This window comes from Parasedimentitalea psychrophila, from assembly GCF_030285785.1.
Taxonomy (GTDB): domain Bacteria; phylum Pseudomonadota; class Alphaproteobacteria; order Rhodobacterales; family Rhodobacteraceae; genus Parasedimentitalea; species Parasedimentitalea psychrophila.
The window spans coordinates 1993513-2010883 of sequence record NZ_CP127247.1; the positions used below are offsets into that span (position 1 = coordinate 1993513).

The following is a 17371-nucleotide window of genomic DNA, read 5'->3' on the forward strand; positions in this document are numbered from 1 at the left end:
TTCGGAGATTGAGCGTTATTTCTGAGCGCTTGGTCAAGCGTTTAGCCAGAAGAACCGGTATTTTAGCTACTCACCGATCGCGGAGGTCAGTGTAATCGCGTGGCTCTGGGCCGTTGTACAAGGTCAGCGGGCGGATCAGGATATTGCCGCGCTGCTGTTCGATGCACTGGATGATCCAGCCGGGCATGCGACCGATGGCAAAGATCGGAACATAGAGATCCATCGGAATGCCGTGCAGCTGGTAGATCACTCCGGAATAGAAATCGACATTCACGTTCAATCCGTGACGTGCATAGGGTTTCATCGCTTCGACGACGCCCTGCAGGATGGCGTACCATTCCGGCGCGCCCATTTCTTCGCCCAATTGGCGAACACCTTCACGCATGTGGCGCGCACGGGGATCTTCCTTGCGATAGACCCGGTGGCCAAAGCCGGTGACGGCCTCGCGGTTGCCACGTTTCTCTTTGACATAGGCGGCGGCGTTTTCCGGGGTGCCAATCTCTTGGACCATCTTCATGACGTCCTCGGCAGCGCCACCGTGGGCCGGGCCAGCCAGTGTCGACAGCGCGGTGACGATGCCGCCGTGCAGGTTGGCTTCGGTGCCAATGCAGACCCGCGCCGCAAAGCTGGAGGCATTGGCGCCATGTTCGGCGTGCAGGATGAAATCAACATCGGCCAGCCGGGCGGCGTCGGCTGATGGCTTTTCACCCTTCAGCATCCACAGCCAGTTGGCGGCGTGGCCCAGCTCGGGATCAGCAGTGACCGGGGTGCGACCGTTGCGAATGGCCTCATGTGCGGCGATGATCATCGGCACCTGGCTGGTCAGGCGGATGCCATTTTCAACAAAGGCCTCTTCGCCCAGTTTCTGGCTGTCTGGTTCCATCGCGGCCAGCGCAGACACGGCAGTGCGCAGCACGTCCATCGGGTGGCCATCCTTGCAGCCGGCAATGATGTCATAGATCGCAGGCGGCAGGCTGCGCGCCGATTTCAACTGGGCGTCAAACCCGGCCAGCTCGGCAACGGTTGGCAGCTCGCCGTGGATCAGCAGATAGCAGACTTCCTCAAATGTGGAGCGGGTTGCCAGATCGTGGATCGAATAGCCACGATAGCTCAGCTCTCCTTTGCTGCCGTCGATGTCACTGACGCCGGAGCGCTCAAAGTAAACGCCTTTAAGGCCACGGTTGATCTTGACGTTTTCGCTCATTGCTGGCTCCTTCCCCTGACTAGGGGGTATTTGATGTCTGTACTTGAAAATGCATATGCAGCCGCAAGGGCGCGGTCTGCACGAGTGGTGTTTCCTGAAATGGAAGACCCACGGGTGGCTGAGGCCACAGCCCGGCTAAAAGCCGAAGGCCTGTGTGAGCCGCTGCCATTGTCGCCGCCGTCCGAGGCCCATGTTGCCGCTTTGGTGCAGGCGCGCGGATTGAAAGAATCCATTGCAAAACGTATGGTTTCCAAACCTTTGTACCGTGCCGCCGCGATGGTCGCGCTGGGCGAGGCGGACGCGATGGTGGCGGGCGCCGGTGTCTCGACACGGCGGGTGATCGAGGCGGCAAGCATTGGTATTGGGCTGTCGCCGGGGGTATCAACACCGTCGTCATTCTTTCTGATGCTGTTCCCGGATGGCCGTGAAATGGTATTTGCCGATTGTGCGGTGAACGTGGCGCCTGATGCGGCGCAACTGGCAGATATCGCACGGGCCTCGGCCGTATCGGCCGAATCACTATTGGGCGCGGCGCGGGTGGCGATGCTGTCGTTTTCCACCGGCACCTCGGGTGATGGCGACAGCGTGGCGCGGGTGCGCGAGGCGGCGGAACTGGCCGGGTTTGCCGGGCCGGTACAGGCTGATGCGGCGCTGAATGGCGTTGTCGCGGCCAAGAAAGGCATCGCGCCACTGGACGCCAATGTGCTGATCTTCCCGTCACTGGATGCGGGCAATATCGCGTATAAACTGTGCCAGGAACTGGCAGGCGCGCAGGCGCTGGGGCCGTTTTTGCAGGGCTTTGCACGGCCTGTCTGTGACCTTAGCCGTGGCGCCTCGGTTGACGATATCGTTGCCGCCGCGGTGCTGACCGCAGCACAGGCCTGAGCGGGACTGGGGGCACTCATACTGCCTCCAGCAGCGCGGCCGCGTCGATGGCGATCATGCGTTCCTCTTGCGCCGGAACCACCCAGATGTGGACCTTGGAGCTGGCGGCGTGCAGCCGCGCCTTGCGGGCGTGGTTGGCGTCCACATCCATGCGCGCGCCAATCCATTCCAGACCGCGCAGAATGCGGGCCCGCACCCCCACCGCGTTTTCACCAATGCCGCCGGTAAAGGCGATGGCGTCCACCCCCTCCATCGCGGCAATCAGCGATCCGGCGTGGCGCAGGGACCAATAGCAGAAATGTTCAATGGCAAAGGCGCTGTCGGCGCTGGGGTCCAGCATCAGGTTGCGCATGTCCGATTTGCCACCGGACAGGCCCAGCAGCCCGCTTTCGTGGTTCAGGATCGCTTTGGTGCGTTCTAACCCGTTGTCTTCGACCAGACGCAGCACCGCATTGGCGTCGATGCCGCCCGAGCGGGTGCCCATGGTCAACCCGTCCAGCGGCGAATAGCCCATGGTGGTGGCCACCGACTGCCCGTTCTTGATGGCGCAGAGCGAGGCGCCGTTGCCGAGATGAAACGCCAACAGGCGCGACGGCAGTTTCTCGCCGGAAATCTCGGGCAGGCGGCGCACCAGCGACCCATAGGACAACCCGTGAAACCCATAGCGGCGAATGCCCTTGGTCTCGATCATCTTGGGGATCGCATAACGGGTGGCGACCTCGGGGTTGCTGGCGTGAAACGAGGTGTCAAAGCTGGCGAATTGCGGCAGATTCGGGGTGAGTTCGGCCAGCGTATCAATGGCCGCCAGATTATGCGGGTTGTGCAATGGCGCCAGCGGCGTGCAGCTGGCGATCTCGGCGCGCACCTCGGGGGTCACCCGGACCGGTTTGGTCAGCTTGCTGCCGCCATGCACCACCCGATGTGCTGCCGCGCGCAGGGCCGTCAATTCAATGCCATGTTTGGGCAGCAGCTTAAGAATAGCCGACAGCGCCGAGCGATGATCAATGAACGGTGTTTCAATCTCGGTGGCGCCGAGTTTTAATCGCGAGGCGCCGCCAATGCCTTCGGCCATGCCCGACAGCACCTCGGTCAAGGTTCGGTCGAACACGGCGAATTTAATCGACGAAGAGCCGGCGTTGAGGACAAGGATCAGCTGTTGGTTGCCCAAGTCCTGATCCCTGTCCCCGGTCACCTTTAGGCGCCTTTCTGAGGGCGCATGTCAGCGGCGTCGATACCGGCCACTGCAACCGGGTTCTTCATCGCGTCGCGGCGGAATGGCTCGCCCAGTTCCTGATTGATCATCGCTTCGATCAGGGTGGTGATGCCGTTCTTTTGGTCTTCGATGGCCTGGTGCAGCGCCGCTGTCAGCTCTTCCATGGTGTGGGCGACCACACCTTTCAGGCCACAGGCGGTGGCGATGCCGGCATAAGACACCTGGGTGTCCAGCTCGGTGCCGACAAAGTTGTCGTCATACCACAGGGTCGAGTTGCGCTTTTCGGCGCCCCACTGGTAGTTGCGGAACACCACCTGGGTGACGGCGGGCCATTCTTCGCGGCCAATCGCGGTCAGTTCGGTCACCGCGATGCCAAAGGCACCATCGCCCGAGAAGCCAACGACAGGTGTGTCCGGGCAGCCGATCTTGGCGCCAACAACCGAAGGCAACCCGTAGCCACAGGGGCCAAACAGACCGGGAGCCAGATATTTGCGGCCCGCCTCAAAGGTTGGGTAGGCATTGCCGATGGCGCAGTTGTTGCCGATGTCGGAGGAAATGATCGCTTCCTTCGGCAGTGCCGACTGGATCGCCCGCCAGGCCATCCGGGGGCTCATCCACTCAGGCTTGTCGGCGCGGGCGCGCTGGTTCCAGGTGGTGCCCTCGTCGTCGTCCTCGTGGTCCATGCTGGACAGTTGCTGCGCCCAGGCCGATTTGGTGGTGGAGATCAGGGTCAGGCGATCGTCGCGACCTTCGTCACCGGCGGTGCCCGAAAGCTGCTCCAGGATTGATGTCGCCACTTTCTGCGCATCGCCAATGATACCCACGGCGACCCTTTTGGTCAGGCCGATGCGGTCGGGGTTGATGTCGACCTGAATGATCTTGGCGTCCTTGGGCCAGTAATCAATGCCATAGCCGGGCAGAGTTGAGAACGGGTTCAACCGGGTGCCAAGCGCCAGCACCACATCGGCCTTGGAGATCAGCTCCATGGCGGCCTTGGAGCCATTATAGCCCAGTGGGCCGGCCGATAGCGGGTGCGAGCCGGGGAAGGCGTCGTTGTGCTGGTAGCCACAGCAGACCGGGGCTGACAGCCGCTCGGCCAGCGCCATCGAGGCGGGGATGGCGCCGCCGATGACAACGCCTGCACCGTTCAGAATGACCGGGAACCGGGCATTCGACAGCAGTTCAGCGGCTTGCCCCAGCGCCTCGGAGCCACCGCTGGGGCGCTCGAACTCGACGATGGCAGGCATGTCGATGTCGATCACCTGGGTGAAATAGTCACGTGGTACGTTGATCTGGGCTGGAGCGCTGTGACGCTTGGCCTGCATGATGACGCGGCTCAGCACCTCGGCCATGCGGCTGGGGTCGCGGACTTCTTCCTGATAGCAGACCATGTCCTCAAACGCGGCCATCTGCTCAACTTCCTGAAAGCCGCCCTGACCGATGGTCTTGTTGGCGGCCTGCGGGGTCACCAGCAGCAGCGGCGTGTGGTTCCAATAGGCGGTTTTGACGGCGGTGACAAAATTGGTGATGCCGGGGCCGTTCTGGGCGATCATCATCGACATTTTGCCGGTGGCGCGGGTATAGCCATCGGCCATCATGCCGCCAGAGCCTTCGTGGGCACAGTCCCAAAAGGTGATGCCCGCCTTGGGGAAGATATCCGAGATTGGCATGAATGCCGATCCGATGATCCCAAAAGCGTGTTCTATGCCATGCATTTGCAGTGTTTTTACAAAAGCTTCTTCGGTGGTCATTTTCATTGTAAATTCTCCTGACGAGACGGCAAAAGGGCCGGCAATATGCCGGGGTTGCCCTTGGTTTAGGATGTGGGGCTGGCCGCAGTTAGGGCCAGATGTGAGGCCGAATTAGGGCCAGTCTGAGAGCCAGTCTCAGGGGTGCTGCAGGGCCGCGGCCAGCAAGGCCAAACCCGGCTCAATGCGATTCTGCGCAATCGAGGAATAGCCCAGCCGGTAATAGTTGTGCTGGCGGTTTTGGGCGGCGAAAAAGGGCGCGCCGGGTTCGACCAATACGCTCTGGGGCATCAGGCTGCGGGCCACGCTGGCCATGTCCAGCGAAGGATCGGCCTGCATCCAGATCGACGAACCGCCATAGACGCCGTGACCGGCGATGGTCAGGCCATGCGCGGAAATGGCCTCTTCCATCACAGTGCGGCGCTGGTGCAGTTTCTTGGCGGTGCGGCGGATTTGGGCGTCGTAGTGACCCAGTGACAGAAAATAGGCCACCGTGCGCTGGATATGTCCGGGCGGGTGGCGCAGCACATTGGCGCGCAGGGCGCGGGCCTGGCGGATAAACGGTTCAGACCCCACCAGATAGCCCAGCCGCAATCCGGGAAACAGCGATTTTGAAAAACTGCCGACATAGACCACCCGGCCATCCCGATCCAGCGACTTCAGCGCCGGTGAGGGGGCCGATAGGAACGACATCTCAAATTCATAGTCGTCTTCGACGATCATCGCATCAATGTCACGAGCCCGCTCTAGCAGTGCCCGGCGACGCCCCATCGGCATGGTTGCTGTTGTCGGGCTTTGGTGGCTGGGGGTGGTGAAAATGACGTCGGTGTCATCGGTGATCTGTTCCGGAGGCAGCCCGTCGCCGTCCACCGCAATGGCGTCAATCTGGCAGCGGCTGTGGGTCAACTGATCGCGTAGGGTATAATAACACGGATCTTCAATCGCGGCCTTTCGATCACCGTTCAGCAGGATCTGCGTGACCAGCCATAGGGCGTTCTGCGCCCCCAGAGTGATCAGGATCTCTTCGGGGCGGGCGGTGATGCCGCGTCGGGGCAGGGTGTGACGGGCGATATATTCGATCAGCAGCGGGTCGTCCTGATCGAAATAATCCGTTGTCAGAGCCGCAAAATCCTTTTGCCCCAGCGCCCGCAGGGCACAAAGCCGCCAGTTGGCGTGGTCAAACAGTGAGGGGTCGGCCTGACCGTAGATGAACGGATATTTATAATCCCGCCAGTCCTGCGGCTTGCGCGGGGTGTCACCACCGGTGAACTGACGCACGATGGTCTTTGACCAGTCCACAGTGTCCTCGGATTTTTCCGGCGGCGTATAGCTGGGCGGCACCGGTGCGTTGTCCGACACGTAATAGCCCGACCTACCGCGTGAGCTCAGATAATCATTGGCCAGCAGCTCGGTATAGGCCAGCGTCACGGTGATGCGGCTGATGCCCAGATGTATCGCCAGTTTGCGCGACGAAGGCAGCTTTTCCCCCACGTGAAAACGGCCAGACAGAATACCCTCGGCAATCATCTGCTGGATTTGCGCCTGCAAGGTGCCGTGGGCTTTGGGGCTGAGAAAGAAAGTGTCGACTGATATTGCCATGTGGCGCATCTTAGGCTGGACTTAAGCCGGGTGCAATCTGGACTTAGATGTCGAGAGCAAAAAAACAGCGTTGCGTCACTGCCTAAATAACTATAAAACTAGTTATATCGAATCAACTGGAGTATGATCATGCAGTGGGAACAAGCGGCACTGGGGTTTGCGGCGATGGGGTCCGAGGCGCGGCTGCAGGTGTTGCGCTGCCTGATTCGGGCGGGTCACGAGGGGCTGATGGTGGCTGAAATCCAAGACCGTACCGGGATCGCGCCCTCGACCCTGGCGCATCATCTCAAGTGTCTGACCGGCGCCGGTGTGGTTGAGCAGCAAAAGCTCGGGCGCTCGACCATCAGCCGGGCCAGTTTTCAACATATTGAAGCCCTGGCGCAGTTTGTTCTGAGTGAATGCTGCGTCGATGCGGATAACAAGAAGGCGGCAAATGATGACTGATCTGACCCAAAATCCGGGCGGCGCCCGCGATGTGCTGAAACGGCTGAAAACCCCCTGGACCCTGATCGTCGTCCTGATGGCCGCAGTGGCGGTTCTGGACCCGGCGAATTTCACCGCAGTGGGGGAGTTTGCTCTGCTGGCGCTGCTCAGCACCGGCCGCTACATTCTGTTTGCGGTGCTGTTATTGGCCTATCTCAAGGCCACCGGGGCCGAGGTCATGGTGGCCCGCGCCTTTGAGGGCCGCGAAACCCGGATGATATTCATGGCGGCGCTGTTTGGCGGCTTGGCACCATTTTGTTCCTGCGAGGTGATTCCCTTTATCGCCGGTTTGCTGGCGCTGGGGGCGCCACTGTCGGCGGTGATGGCGTTCTGGCTGTCGTCGCCGCTGATTGATCCGCCGACCCTGCTGATCACCGCTGCGGCGCTGGGCTGGCCCTTTGCCATCGGCAAGGCGATTGTCGCTGTCGCACTGGGCCTGTTTGGTGGCTTCACGGTCCGGGCAATGATGCGGGGCGGGCTGTTTGCCTCTCCTCTGCGCCAGGCCCCCAGTAGCTGCTGTGGCTGTGGCACCCCGAAACTGGACGCAAAACCAGTGTGGAAATTCTGGCAGCAGCAGCCCCGTCGTGATCACTTTCGGGCTGAGTTTGTCGCCAACGGGATTTTCCTGCTGAAATGGCTGGCGCTGGCCTATGTGCTGGAGGCGTTGCTGGTTCACTATGTGCCCGCGGATCTGATCGCCACTTTGGTTGGCGGCGAAGGGGTGCTGCCGATCGCCATCGCCGCGCTGGTCGGAATGCCTGCCTATCTGAACTCTTATGTGGCACCGCCACTGCTGGCTGGGCTGATTGATCAGGGCATGAGCAACGGCGCGGCGATGTCCTTTATGGTGGCGGGTGCTGTCAGCTCGATCCCGGCGATGCTGGCGGTCTGGTCACTGGTCAAGCCGCAGGTGTTTGCCACCTATCTGGCGCTGGGGGTCAGCGGTGCGATTGTGTCGGGGGTGCTGTTTCAGATGCTGTGAGCCGCCTCCCCGGAAAAACGAAGGCGGTGCCACAGAGCGGCACCGCCTTTTTGCTGTCCTACGCGGCGACCTTGTTGCTGCGCAGCAGGGCCTGTTCGGGCTCCAGCGCCAGGCCAAGGTTTTCGCAGAGCGCCAGACGGCGGGCGGCAAAGGCCGTGGCGCGCACCCGCAGCAGGGCGAGGTTTTCTTCCGGGGTTTCCAGAGTGCGGCCGTCTTTTTGCAGTCGCTGACCCTGTGGCGCCAGGATCTGCCATGCCAGATCGGCCCAGTCTCCCGGTGTTTTGTGCCCTTCGCTGCGGGCCAGCAGGAATAGCTGCTCCAGCCGGTCCAGCGCAATGCCGCCGCCGGTGACCGGAGAGGCGAAAAACTGCAGTGTCTCGCTCTCTTCCGAGCGTTTGGCGACGGCTGAGTTGAACAGGCGACAGCGCTCGGCCCGCTCGGCAAGTCCCGCTTGCGGCAGGCAGGGGGCCAGATAGCCTTCGCCGATCAGCAGGGTCAGCATGCGCGAGATATCGGTCCAGGGAATTTCTCCAAATACCTCAAGCTCCAACAACGCGCGCACTGTCATCGGACCCTTTTCGAGCGCCTGAAGCACCGGCTGAAACTGTGCCCGCTCCATTGAAACCTCACGCCCGCGCCAGGTCAGTTTCATGACACCACCACTGTAGTGTCGGGTCAGAGCCAGCGGCGTTGCGAACCAGGCGGCGATGGATCCGCGTTGCGAGTGCTGCAGCTTTCCCTTCACAAATATATCGGTGCGAAACTGCTCGTTCAGCAGGATGTCACGCAGGCTCTCGCGCTGCACCGGGTCGCTTTCGGCCTGTATTAGGGTCTGTTGTTCCGGGGTGAAGGAAATGTCGTCCACATGATCGCGTGGTTCGGCAGATCCCAGAAAGCTCAGCTTGGCCTGTGACAGATCGGCGGCGACGTCCTCAAAATGAAACGGCGTCCAGTCCTTGTTGAAATACTCATGCGCCAGATAACTGGCCGGGTTGGATTTCATTTGCTCCAGCCGCCGAACCGCTGCCGGGTTGCTCGAAAAATAGTGGGCGCCGGACTGCTCTAGCGACTGGGCATAAGTCATCGCCTCCTTGATCCGCTGTTCCAGCGGTCCGGTGCCTTGGTTTGCCCGGTTTGTCAGAATGCGACGCAGCGGCATGACCGGCGCCCATCCGGGGAGCGTATTGTAACTGATATAGACCATTCCCGCGGGCTTCAGCCGTTTGGAAATGAAGTCGGTGATATGCCTCTGATGTTCTTTTGAGACCCAGCTGTAAACGCCATGCAGCGCGATAACGTCGAACTGCTGCGGCAGGCCGGGCGCGGCGCCAAAATCCTCAAACGAGCACTCATGGAAGTGAACATTATCCAGCTCGGCATCCTGTGCCAGATTGGCCGCGCCGGCCATATGGGCGGGATTGAAGTCCATCGCATGGAAGTCGATGTGAGGGTTGGCGGCGGCGAGAAGATTGGCGGAAAATCCTTGGCCGCAGCCCAGCTCACAATAGGTCAGGTTTGGCTGGTTCAGCCGATGATTGTGGCCTTGGGACAGGGCGCAAAAGCCCAAATGTGCCGGGGTCAGCTCGCGAAAGAAATCAGATGTATAGTCGATGTCGGCCACGTAGCCAGAAGTCCAGTCAGTCATGAATCGCCTTTTTAGTCAGTGGTGGTATTGCGGCGAATTTCACGAAAATTGTTGAGGAATACGTTAACGCGGAGGGTAAATGAGCCATGCCGCGCAATTGCTTGGAGTATTGGCGCAGCCAGGTTTTGCGATCAGGATGGTGTTGCCGCCATAACCGGGTCAGAGTTGGCGTCTCAGTTGATCTGCGGTGGTGTGTAAGTGAGGCGAGTGGGGGCTTTGCCCCCGCCGCGGCAAGCCGCGACTCCCCCAGGGTATTTTTAGCCAGATGAAAGTCGGATCAATCCGCGACAGGCCGGTGGCGCTGCATCTGAAATTCCAGATGGGCCTTGATGGTGGACCAGTCAGTGGCGGTGATGGAGTAGACCGCCGTGTCGCGGAGGGTGCCGTTGCATATGAAAAAAGCGCCCCGTCAAATTCGGGGCGCTTTGGTTGCGGCCTGCCGCCGCGGTGATGGCGGCGGCAGGAGAGTGTGATTTGTTAGCCAAAAACCTTGGTTAGGGCCTTATCAACGCTGTCGGTGATCTGATCGATGTCATCCGCAGTGGCAATCAGCGCCGGTGAGAAGCACAGCACGTTATTCTTGCCGGGAATTGAGCGGTTGGAGGCGCCGATGATGACGCCCTGCGCACCGCAATCACCGGTGACCTGAGCAATCTGCGCCTCGGTGACCGGGTCTTTGGTGTTGCGGTCGGTGACCAGTTCGAGACCCAGGAACAGCCCCTTGCCACGCACGTCGCCAATGATCCGGTGTTTCTCCTTCAGCGCCTGCAGGTTGCCCATCATGCGGTCGCCCATGGCGTTGCAATTGCCCAGCAGATCTTCGTCTTCGATGATCCGCATGTTTTCCAGCGCCGCAGCCGGACCGGCGGTGCAGCCGCCAAAGGTCGAGATGTCGCGGAAATAGCTCAGCGGATCGCTTGGATCGTCCTTGAACATGTCAAACACTGCCTCGGTGGTGACGCAGAGCGCGATTGCCGCATAGCCCGAGGCGACACCCTTGGCCATGGTGACGATATCCGGCTTGATGCCGTATTGCTGATAACCAAACCAGGTGCCGGTGCGGCCGACACCACAGACCACCTCGTCGATGTGCAGCAGGATGTCGTATTTCTTGCAGATCTCCTGCACCCGATCCCAATAGCCGGGCGGAGGAGTGATCACACCACCGCCAGCGGTCACCGGCTCTAGGCACAGCGCGCCGACTGTATCGGCACCTTCGCGCAGGATGACCTCTTCGATCAGGTTGGCCGAGGCGATGCCGTATTCTTCGCTCGACAGGTGATCCAGGCCCTGCTCGTGGTTGCGGTATTCCATGCAATGGGGCACCCGGATGAAGCCAGGGGCCAGTGGGCCGTATTGCATCACCCGTTCGTCCTGACCGCCCGCCGACATGGTGGCCAGAGTGCCGCCGTGATAGTCGCGGTCGCGGTACAGGATCTTGTGCTTCTTGCCGCCAAAACGCCGGTGGGCAATCTGGCGCACCATCTTGAACGCCTTCTCGTTGGCCTCGGAGCCCGAGTTGGTGTAATAAACCCGGCTCAGGCCCGGCATTTTCGAGATCAGTTTTTCGGCATAGAGCGAGCCGGGGATCGAGCCGGCAGTCTGGGCGAAATAGCACAGTTTCATCAACTGGTCATAGACCGCCTTGGCGATGCTTTCGCGGCCATAGCCGACGTTGACGGTCCAGACACCGCCCGAGACCGCATCCAGATATTCTTTGCCGTTCTGATCCCAAACCCGCATGCCCTTGCCCTCAAGGATGATGCGCGGATCATTGGTTTCAAACTGCTTGTGCTGAATCAGATGATGCCAGATGTGAGCCTTGTCGGCGTCGACGATGTGGCTGATGTCGTTTTCATTGAAGGTGCCATCCATGACAAATCCTTTCCGCGATTTGAGTGTTTGCATTGCGCTCAGGCGGGGCAGGCCGCCTGAGTCGCCTTGGATTCCAGAAACGCTAAAAACAGGGCGAGCTCTAGGTCCAGATTTTGACGAGCATTGTGTCCAGTGGCGCGCGGGCGCAGAATGCGGGCGACAGCCAGATGGAGAGTTGGATAATGAGTCACGTGTTTCCCCGCCATACCAAGGCGCAATTGCCCACCGCCGTTGCCGGTGATGGTTGCTATCTGATTGACGCGGATGGCAAGCGGTATTTCGATGGCTCCGGCGGAGCGGCGGTGTCTTGTCTGGGGCATTCTGACGCGGGTGTGATCCGGGCTGTGCAGGATCAGGCTGGAAAACTGGCCTTTGCCCATACCAGCTTCCTGACCTCTGAGCCGGCCGAGCAGCTGGCCGATCTGCTGATCGCCCATGCGCCGGGGGATCTGGAGCGGGTCTATTTTGTCTCAGGCGGCTCTGAGGCAACTGAGGCGGCGATCAAACTGGCGCGGCAATACCATGTGGAGCGCGGCGAACCGCAGCGCCGACATCTGATCGCCCGGCGGCAAAGCTATCACGGCAACACGCTGGGGGCCTTGGCGGCGGGGGGCAATGAATGGCGACGGGCGCAGTTCGCGCCGCTACTGATCGACATCTCGCATATTGCGCCCTGTTATGAATATGCCGACCGCGGCGATGGTGAGAGCGCTTTTGACTATGGCCAGCGGGTTGCCAATGAGTTGGAGGCGGAGATCCTGCGCCTTGGTCCTGATACGGTGATGGCCTTTATGGCGGAACCGGTGGTCGGGGCCACCTCGGGCGCGGTGCCGCCGGTTGAGGGCTACTTCAAACGTATCCGCGAAATCTGTGATCAATACGGCGTGCTGTTGATTCTGGACGAGGTGATGTGTGGCATGGGTCGTACCGGCCATCTGTTCGCCTGTGATGCGGATGATGTGGCCCCTGACATCCTCTGTATCGCCAAGGGCCTTGGGGCAGGCTATCAGCCCATCGGTGCGATGCTGTGCTCCAAGCAGATTTACAGGGCGGTCGAATCGGGTAGCGGGTTTTTCCAGCACGGTCATACCTATATCGGTCATCCGGTGGCCACCGCGGCCGCATTGGCAGTGGTGAGGGCGATGCTTGATCGCGGGCTGGTACAGCGCAGCGCCCAGATGGGTGAGAAGCTACAGTCCGCCTTGGTTTCGCGATTCGGTCAGCATCCCAATATTGGTGACATTCGCGGTCGGGGGCTGTTTCGCGGGGTGGAACTGGTCGCGGATCGCGAAACTAAGACGCCGTTTGATCCAAGTCTGGGGCTGGCCAAGAAAATTAAGAAGGCGGCCTTTGAGGCTGGGTTGATCTGTTACCCGATGTCGGGCACCCGCGATGGTGTGCTGGGCGACCACATCCTGCTGGCTCCGCCGTTTATCATCACGGATGAGCAGATCCTTGAGGTGGTGGATAAGCTGGAGCTGGCGATTGGTCAGTGCCTGCCCAAGGGGTGATTGCGGAGTGAGGTATCGGCCCGTTCGTTGCCCGGCAAATAGCCGGGCGGCGACAAAGGTTTCGAATTTGGGTTTTTTGGTGTTTCAAGCCAAGTTGAACTGGCCAGGCTAGATTTTACAGGGACCAAACTTTTACAGGGACCAGACTTTTTGGATGTCCAGTGACAGTGCCTGTAAAGGTCCCCGGAGGGTATCGATCCATATAAAATAAGAAAGGTTGGTGGAGCCTAGGAGGATCGAACTCCTGACCTCCTCGCTGCCAGCGAGGCGCTCTCCCAGCTGAGCTAAGGCCCCAACCTGTTCCGTTTGACGTTGCCGTCTTGCGGTGTGTGGCTGATTTAAGGGACGATGGCGCATACCGCAAGCGGAAAATGCGCCACCATCCAAGCTTTTTTTCGAGGCGCTGAAAATCAGCTGTTCGGGTCGAAAAAATGCACTTCTATACCGCTAGAAAACGATTAAGAATCGTCATCGTTTGCGGCGACATCGGCGATTTCTTCGAGAGGCACAGTATCTTCGTCCTCGTCGTCATCATCCAGAACATCATCGCCCAGATCGATATCATTTGTATCGTCATCATCCAGCACTGTGTCGTCGGCGCTGGTGCCTTCTTTGGCTTTCAGGGTTGCCGCATCTTCGGCATCCGCTGCCATCATCCGGCTTTTTCCGGTTTCCGGTTCCATCGCTTCCCCCGTATAGGGGCTGACGATCGGAGACTTGTTCAGGTCGTAAAAGCGCTTGCCGGTGGTTGGGCAGATGCGCTTTACGCCCCATTCTTCGTTGGGCATGTGTATCCCCTTGATTTATGCATGAGTCGTATCGACGATTCCGGTGACGTGCCATATGAGATGGGAACTGTCAAAGGCTTTAGTCCATTAAGGGGTCCGCATGGCCGACCATCACCTGCCCGGAGCCCCTCCGGTTCCGCTGACTTTGCGCCGCTCGCCGCGGGCGCGCCGGATCAGCTTGCGGATCTCGGCGCTGGACGGGCGGGTGACGCTGACGCTGCCAAAATCACTGCCCGAAGGGGACGCGCTGGCCTTTGCCGCCGAGAAGGAAGACTGGATCAGAAGCCATCTGGCCAAGCACCCTGAGACCGTGGCGGTGCAAATGGGGAGCTGTCTGCCCATTGATGGCCGGGATCGCCGCATTGTCGCCGCCAAAGGCAAACGGGTGCTGGTCCGCGAGGATGAGATCGAGGTGCCCGGTGATCGGCCGGGGCGGGTGTTGCAGCGGTTCTTGCGTGAACTGGCGCGGGACCGGCTGGCGGCCGCGTCGGATCACTATGCCGCAACATTGGGCCGCTCCTATAGCCGTATCACCCTGCGCGACACCCGCTCTCGCTGGGGCTCCTGCACCTCGGATGGCGGCTTGATGTATTCCTGGCGGCTGATCCTGGCGCCGCCAGAGGTGCTGCGCTACGTCGCCGCACATGAGGTGGCGCATCTGGCGGAAATGAACCACTCAGCCGCATTCTGGGCCCAGGTTGAGCATCTCTACGGCGACTATCAGCCGCCCCGCCGTTGGTTGAAAGCCCAAGGCGGCGGCCTGCACCGCTTTCGGTTCGACCTTTGAGCAGGCCCGGGGCCGCAGATCTTTGATCAAGGGTGGTTGACGGAGCCTGTGTTTGTGATCACATGGGTGAATGATGGTATCTCCCCGCCCTTCAGATCAGTCCACCTCCGCACATGAACGGGTTTACCGCGCCCTGCGCACCCGGATCATGCATGGCGAGATTGCGCCGGGGCAGGCGCTGACCCTGCGCGGCATTGGCCGCGAGTTCGGCGTCTCCATGACCCCCGCCCGCGAATCGGTGCGCCGACTGGTGGCCGAAGGGGCGCTGTTCCTGTCCTCGTCGGGGCGGGTCTCCACCCCGGAGCTCAGCAACGAGCGAATCGAAGAGCTGGCGGCGTTGCGGGCGCTGCTGGAGGTCGAGCTGGCCAGCCGGGCGCTGCCCCGGGCGCATATGGCGCTGATCGACCGGTTGCAGAGCATCAACATGGGCGTCGCCGAGGCGGTGTCGAAACGTGATGCTGTTGGCTATATCCGCTCGAACCTCGATTTTCACCGCACCCTGTATCTGCGCGCACAGGCGCCGGCGATGCTGGCCATGGCGGAAACCGTCTGGCTGCAGCTGGGCCCCACCATGCGGGCGCTATACGGGCGCCTGCGCCGCACCGAACCACCCCGCAATCACAAATTGATCATCGCCGCACTGAAGGCCGGCGACGAGCCGGGATTGCGACTGGCGGTGCGCTCAGACGTGACCCAGGGGCTGCGGATGCTGGCAGGGTAGGGCAATTATCTCAACCGGGTCTCCCGCCCGTCGCCGATCTGCTGCCGCAGACAGGCCTCCCGTTGGGCCCGGCACTGCGCAAAGCGCAGCGCCGCTCGCCATTGATTTCTAAGGTGGTGGGTGCCGGATAAGGTGGCGAGCTCTTCTGTTGCAGCGTCACCCTTCCGGGCGCACGCTGCAACGGCGAACTCAGATTATGCTGCCAGACCCTTGGAGCCAAGATCCAGATATTTCTGCTGACGATCCTTGATGAGCGCCGGACCGTCCAACGGTTTCAGCTCGTTCAGCAACTGCTGGATGGTCTCACCAACGGCCTGGATTGCGGTGTCTGCATCCCGGTGGGCGCCGCCCTTGGGCTCCGCAATGATGTGATCGACAACACCCAGTTCAGCTAGGTCGGTGGCTGTCAACCGCAGCGCCTGCGCCGCCTCGCGCATTTTCTCGGCGTCTTTCCACAGGATTGAGGCGCAGCCTTCGGGGGTGATGACCGAATAGACCGAATGCTCCAGCATCGCCACGCGGTTGGCCGAGGCAAAGGCCACCGCGCCGCCTGATCCGCCCTCGCCGATGATGATCGACACCAAGGGCACGCCGATCTGCAGGCAGGTCTCGGTGGAGCGCGCAATGGCTTCAGACTGGCCACGCTCCTCGGCGCCTTTGCCAGGATAGGCACCGGGGGTGTCGACCAGGGTGATCACCGGCAGGTTAAATTTGTCCGCCATCTGCATCAGCCGGATCGCCTTGCGGTAGCCCTCGGGCCGGGCCATGCCAAAGTTCCGCTCGATGCGGGATTTTGTGTCACTGCCCTTTTCGTGGCCAATCACCATGACCGGCTGATCGTTGAACCGGGCCAAACCGCCCATCACCGCCAGATCATCGGCAAAGTTGCGATCACCGGCCAGCGGGGTGAATTCGGTAAACAGCGCCTTGATGTAGTCTTTGCAATGAGGCCGCTCTGGATGGCGCGCCACCTGGCATTTGCGCCAGGCGGTCAGATCTTTGTAAAGACCCTCAAGCAGTTGCCCGGCCTTGAGGTCCAGAGCCTTGGCTTCGGACTCGATGTCCATCTCTTCATTGGCGCGCGCCAATGCGCGCAACTCTTCCGCCTTGCCTTCGATTTCGGCCAGGGGTTTTTCAAAATCCAGATACTGGGTCATATAGCCTCACACGCGCGGAATTTCCCGATATATGGCCTTACCTGCGGTCAGATGCAACTCAGCAAGGTTTGAAATTCGCGCCCGTGGCAGATCGCCGGGCATTGCCCAACCTCATTCGGCGGTCTGTCGCAGTCTTATGCGGGCCAGATCACCGGGTATAGCGACGCCACCAACAATATGGCCATGGTCCAGTTAAACGCGCTCAGGCGGCGCGGGTTGGTCAGGATCTTGGCCATCTGCTGCCCCAGCACGGTCCAGGATCCCACCGACGGCAGGTTGATGGCGCCAAAAACAGCGCTCACCAGCAGGATTGCGGCAATGGTCTGATCCGGGGTGTAGGCACTGATGGCGGTCAGTGCCATCGCCCAGGCCTTGGGGTTGACCCACTGAAACGCAGCCGCCTGCAGGAATGTCATCGGCCTGCCCTGTTTGTCGCTGGCGCTGGCCGGACTGGCATGGGCGATTTTCCAGGCCAGCCACAGCAGATAGGCCACCGATCCGGTCTTGAGCACGGTGTAGCTGGCTGGATAGGCATCAAACAGCTGCACCAGCCCAACGCCAACCATCAGCACCATGAACACAAACCCCAGCGCCACGCCCAGCATATGCGGAATGCTGCGGCGAAAGCCGAAATTGGCCCCCGAAGCCATCAGCATCAGATTGTTGGGCCCCGGAGTGATCGAGGATACGAAGGCGAACAGCGCAAGCGCCAGGAAGAGATCATAAGTCATGGCGGCATATTTGTGATGTTTTTGGCCAAATGTAATTGCGTT

The 17371-nt window shown here is 60.8% G+C and carries 15 protein-coding genes and 1 tRNA gene; 6 read left to right on the plus strand and 10 right to left on the minus strand.

Annotation, left to right across the window (positions count from 1 at the left end):
* Positions 1 to 70 precede the first annotated feature (70 nt).
* Positions 71 to 1204, minus strand: a complete 1134-nt coding sequence (locus QPJ95_RS09610; RefSeq protein WP_270919243.1) for a citrate/2-methylcitrate synthase — start codon at positions 1202 to 1204, stop codon at positions 71 to 73.
* A 33-nt stretch (positions 1205 to 1237) separates the two neighbouring features.
* Between QPJ95_RS09610 and QPJ95_RS09615 the strand changes: the two genes are divergently transcribed.
* Positions 1238 to 2089 (plus strand): phosphate acyltransferase, encoded by an 852-nt coding sequence (locus QPJ95_RS09615; protein WP_270919242.1) that lies wholly within the window; start codon positions 1238 to 1240, stop codon positions 2087 to 2089.
* 16 nt (positions 2090 to 2105) lie between these two features.
* On the opposite strand, the gene QPJ95_RS09620 is transcribed toward QPJ95_RS09615, so the two are convergent.
* The 3 genes from QPJ95_RS09620 to pdxR form a co-directional block, all read right to left on the minus strand.
* Complete coding sequence (locus QPJ95_RS09620) at positions 2106 to 3281, minus strand: acetate/propionate family kinase (protein WP_270919241.1); 1176 nt, start codon at positions 3279 to 3281, stop codon at positions 2106 to 2108.
* A 2-nt stretch (positions 3282 to 3283) separates the two neighbouring features.
* A complete protein-coding gene (gene xsc, locus QPJ95_RS09625) occupies positions 3284 to 5059 on the minus strand; it encodes a sulfoacetaldehyde acetyltransferase (RefSeq protein ID WP_270919240.1) in 1776 nt (591 codons plus the stop codon).
* A gap of 129 nt (positions 5060 to 5188) precedes the next feature.
* Positions 5189 to 6649 (minus strand): MocR-like pyridoxine biosynthesis transcription factor PdxR, encoded by a 1461-nt coding sequence (gene pdxR / locus QPJ95_RS09630; RefSeq protein ID WP_270919239.1) that lies wholly within the window; start codon positions 6647 to 6649, stop codon positions 5189 to 5191.
* Between the two features lie 129 nt (positions 6650 to 6778).
* Between pdxR and QPJ95_RS09635 the strand changes: the two genes are divergently transcribed.
* Entirely contained in the window at positions 6779 to 7093 is a 315-nt protein-coding gene (locus tag QPJ95_RS09635; protein ID WP_270919238.1) for an ArsR/SmtB family transcription factor, read from the plus strand.
* The gene (locus QPJ95_RS09640; protein ID WP_270919237.1) at positions 7086 to 8114 is read left to right on the plus strand and encodes a permease; all 1029 of its coding nucleotides are present in this window, start codon (positions 7086 to 7088) and stop codon (positions 8112 to 8114) included. Before QPJ95_RS09635 ends, QPJ95_RS09640 begins: the two co-directional genes overlap by 8 nt.
* A gap of 58 nt (positions 8115 to 8172) precedes the next feature.
* Here QPJ95_RS09640 and QPJ95_RS09645 read toward each other — a convergent pair whose 3' ends face one another.
* Positions 8173 to 9759, minus strand: coding sequence for a class I SAM-dependent methyltransferase (locus QPJ95_RS09645; protein ID WP_270919236.1), 1587 nt, complete (start codon positions 9757 to 9759; stop codon positions 8173 to 8175).
* Positions 9760 to 10236: 477 nt separating this feature from the next.
* Positions 10237 to 11634 (minus strand): aminotransferase family protein, encoded by a 1398-nt coding sequence (locus tag QPJ95_RS09650; protein ID WP_270919235.1) that lies wholly within the window; start codon positions 11632 to 11634, stop codon positions 10237 to 10239.
* Positions 11635 to 11816: 182 nt separating this feature from the next.
* Here QPJ95_RS09650 and QPJ95_RS09655 point away from each other — a divergent pair, with 182 nt between their 5' ends.
* Positions 11817 to 13145 (plus strand): aspartate aminotransferase family protein, encoded by a 1329-nt coding sequence (locus QPJ95_RS09655; RefSeq protein ID WP_270919234.1) that lies wholly within the window; start codon positions 11817 to 11819, stop codon positions 13143 to 13145.
* 218 nt (positions 13146 to 13363) lie between these two features.
* Here the strand turns inward: QPJ95_RS09655 and QPJ95_RS09660 are convergent.
* Together QPJ95_RS09660 and QPJ95_RS09665 are read right to left on the minus strand one after the other, a co-directional pair.
* Positions 13364 to 13439, minus strand: a tRNA-Ala gene (locus QPJ95_RS09660).
* Positions 13440 to 13603: 164 nt separating this feature from the next.
* Positions 13604 to 13933 (minus strand): TIGR02300 family protein, encoded by a 330-nt coding sequence (locus QPJ95_RS09665; RefSeq protein WP_270919233.1) that lies wholly within the window; start codon positions 13931 to 13933, stop codon positions 13604 to 13606.
* Positions 13934 to 14033: 100 nt separating this feature from the next.
* Between QPJ95_RS09665 and QPJ95_RS09670 the strand changes: the two genes are divergently transcribed.
* Both QPJ95_RS09670 and QPJ95_RS09675 read left to right on the plus strand, forming a co-directional pair.
* Positions 14034 to 14720: a M48 family metallopeptidase gene (locus QPJ95_RS09670; protein WP_270919232.1), complete on the plus strand. Its 687-nt coding sequence runs from the start codon at positions 14034 to 14036 to the stop codon at positions 14718 to 14720.
* Positions 14721 to 14790: 70 nt separating this feature from the next.
* Positions 14791 to 15441 (plus strand): GntR family transcriptional regulator, encoded by a 651-nt coding sequence (locus QPJ95_RS09675; protein ID WP_390923594.1) that lies wholly within the window; start codon positions 14791 to 14793, stop codon positions 15439 to 15441.
* 194 nt (positions 15442 to 15635) lie between these two features.
* Here the strand turns inward: QPJ95_RS09675 and QPJ95_RS09680 are convergent, their stop codons facing one another.
* Positions 15636 to 16598, minus strand: coding sequence for an acetyl-CoA carboxylase carboxyltransferase subunit alpha (locus QPJ95_RS09680; RefSeq protein WP_270919230.1), 963 nt, complete (start codon positions 16596 to 16598; stop codon positions 15636 to 15638).
* A 134-nt stretch (positions 16599 to 16732) separates the two neighbouring features.
* A complete protein-coding gene (locus tag QPJ95_RS09685) occupies positions 16733 to 17329 on the minus strand; it encodes a LysE family translocator (RefSeq protein WP_270919229.1) in 597 nt (198 codons plus the stop codon).
* Positions 17330 to 17371 lie beyond the last annotated feature (42 nt).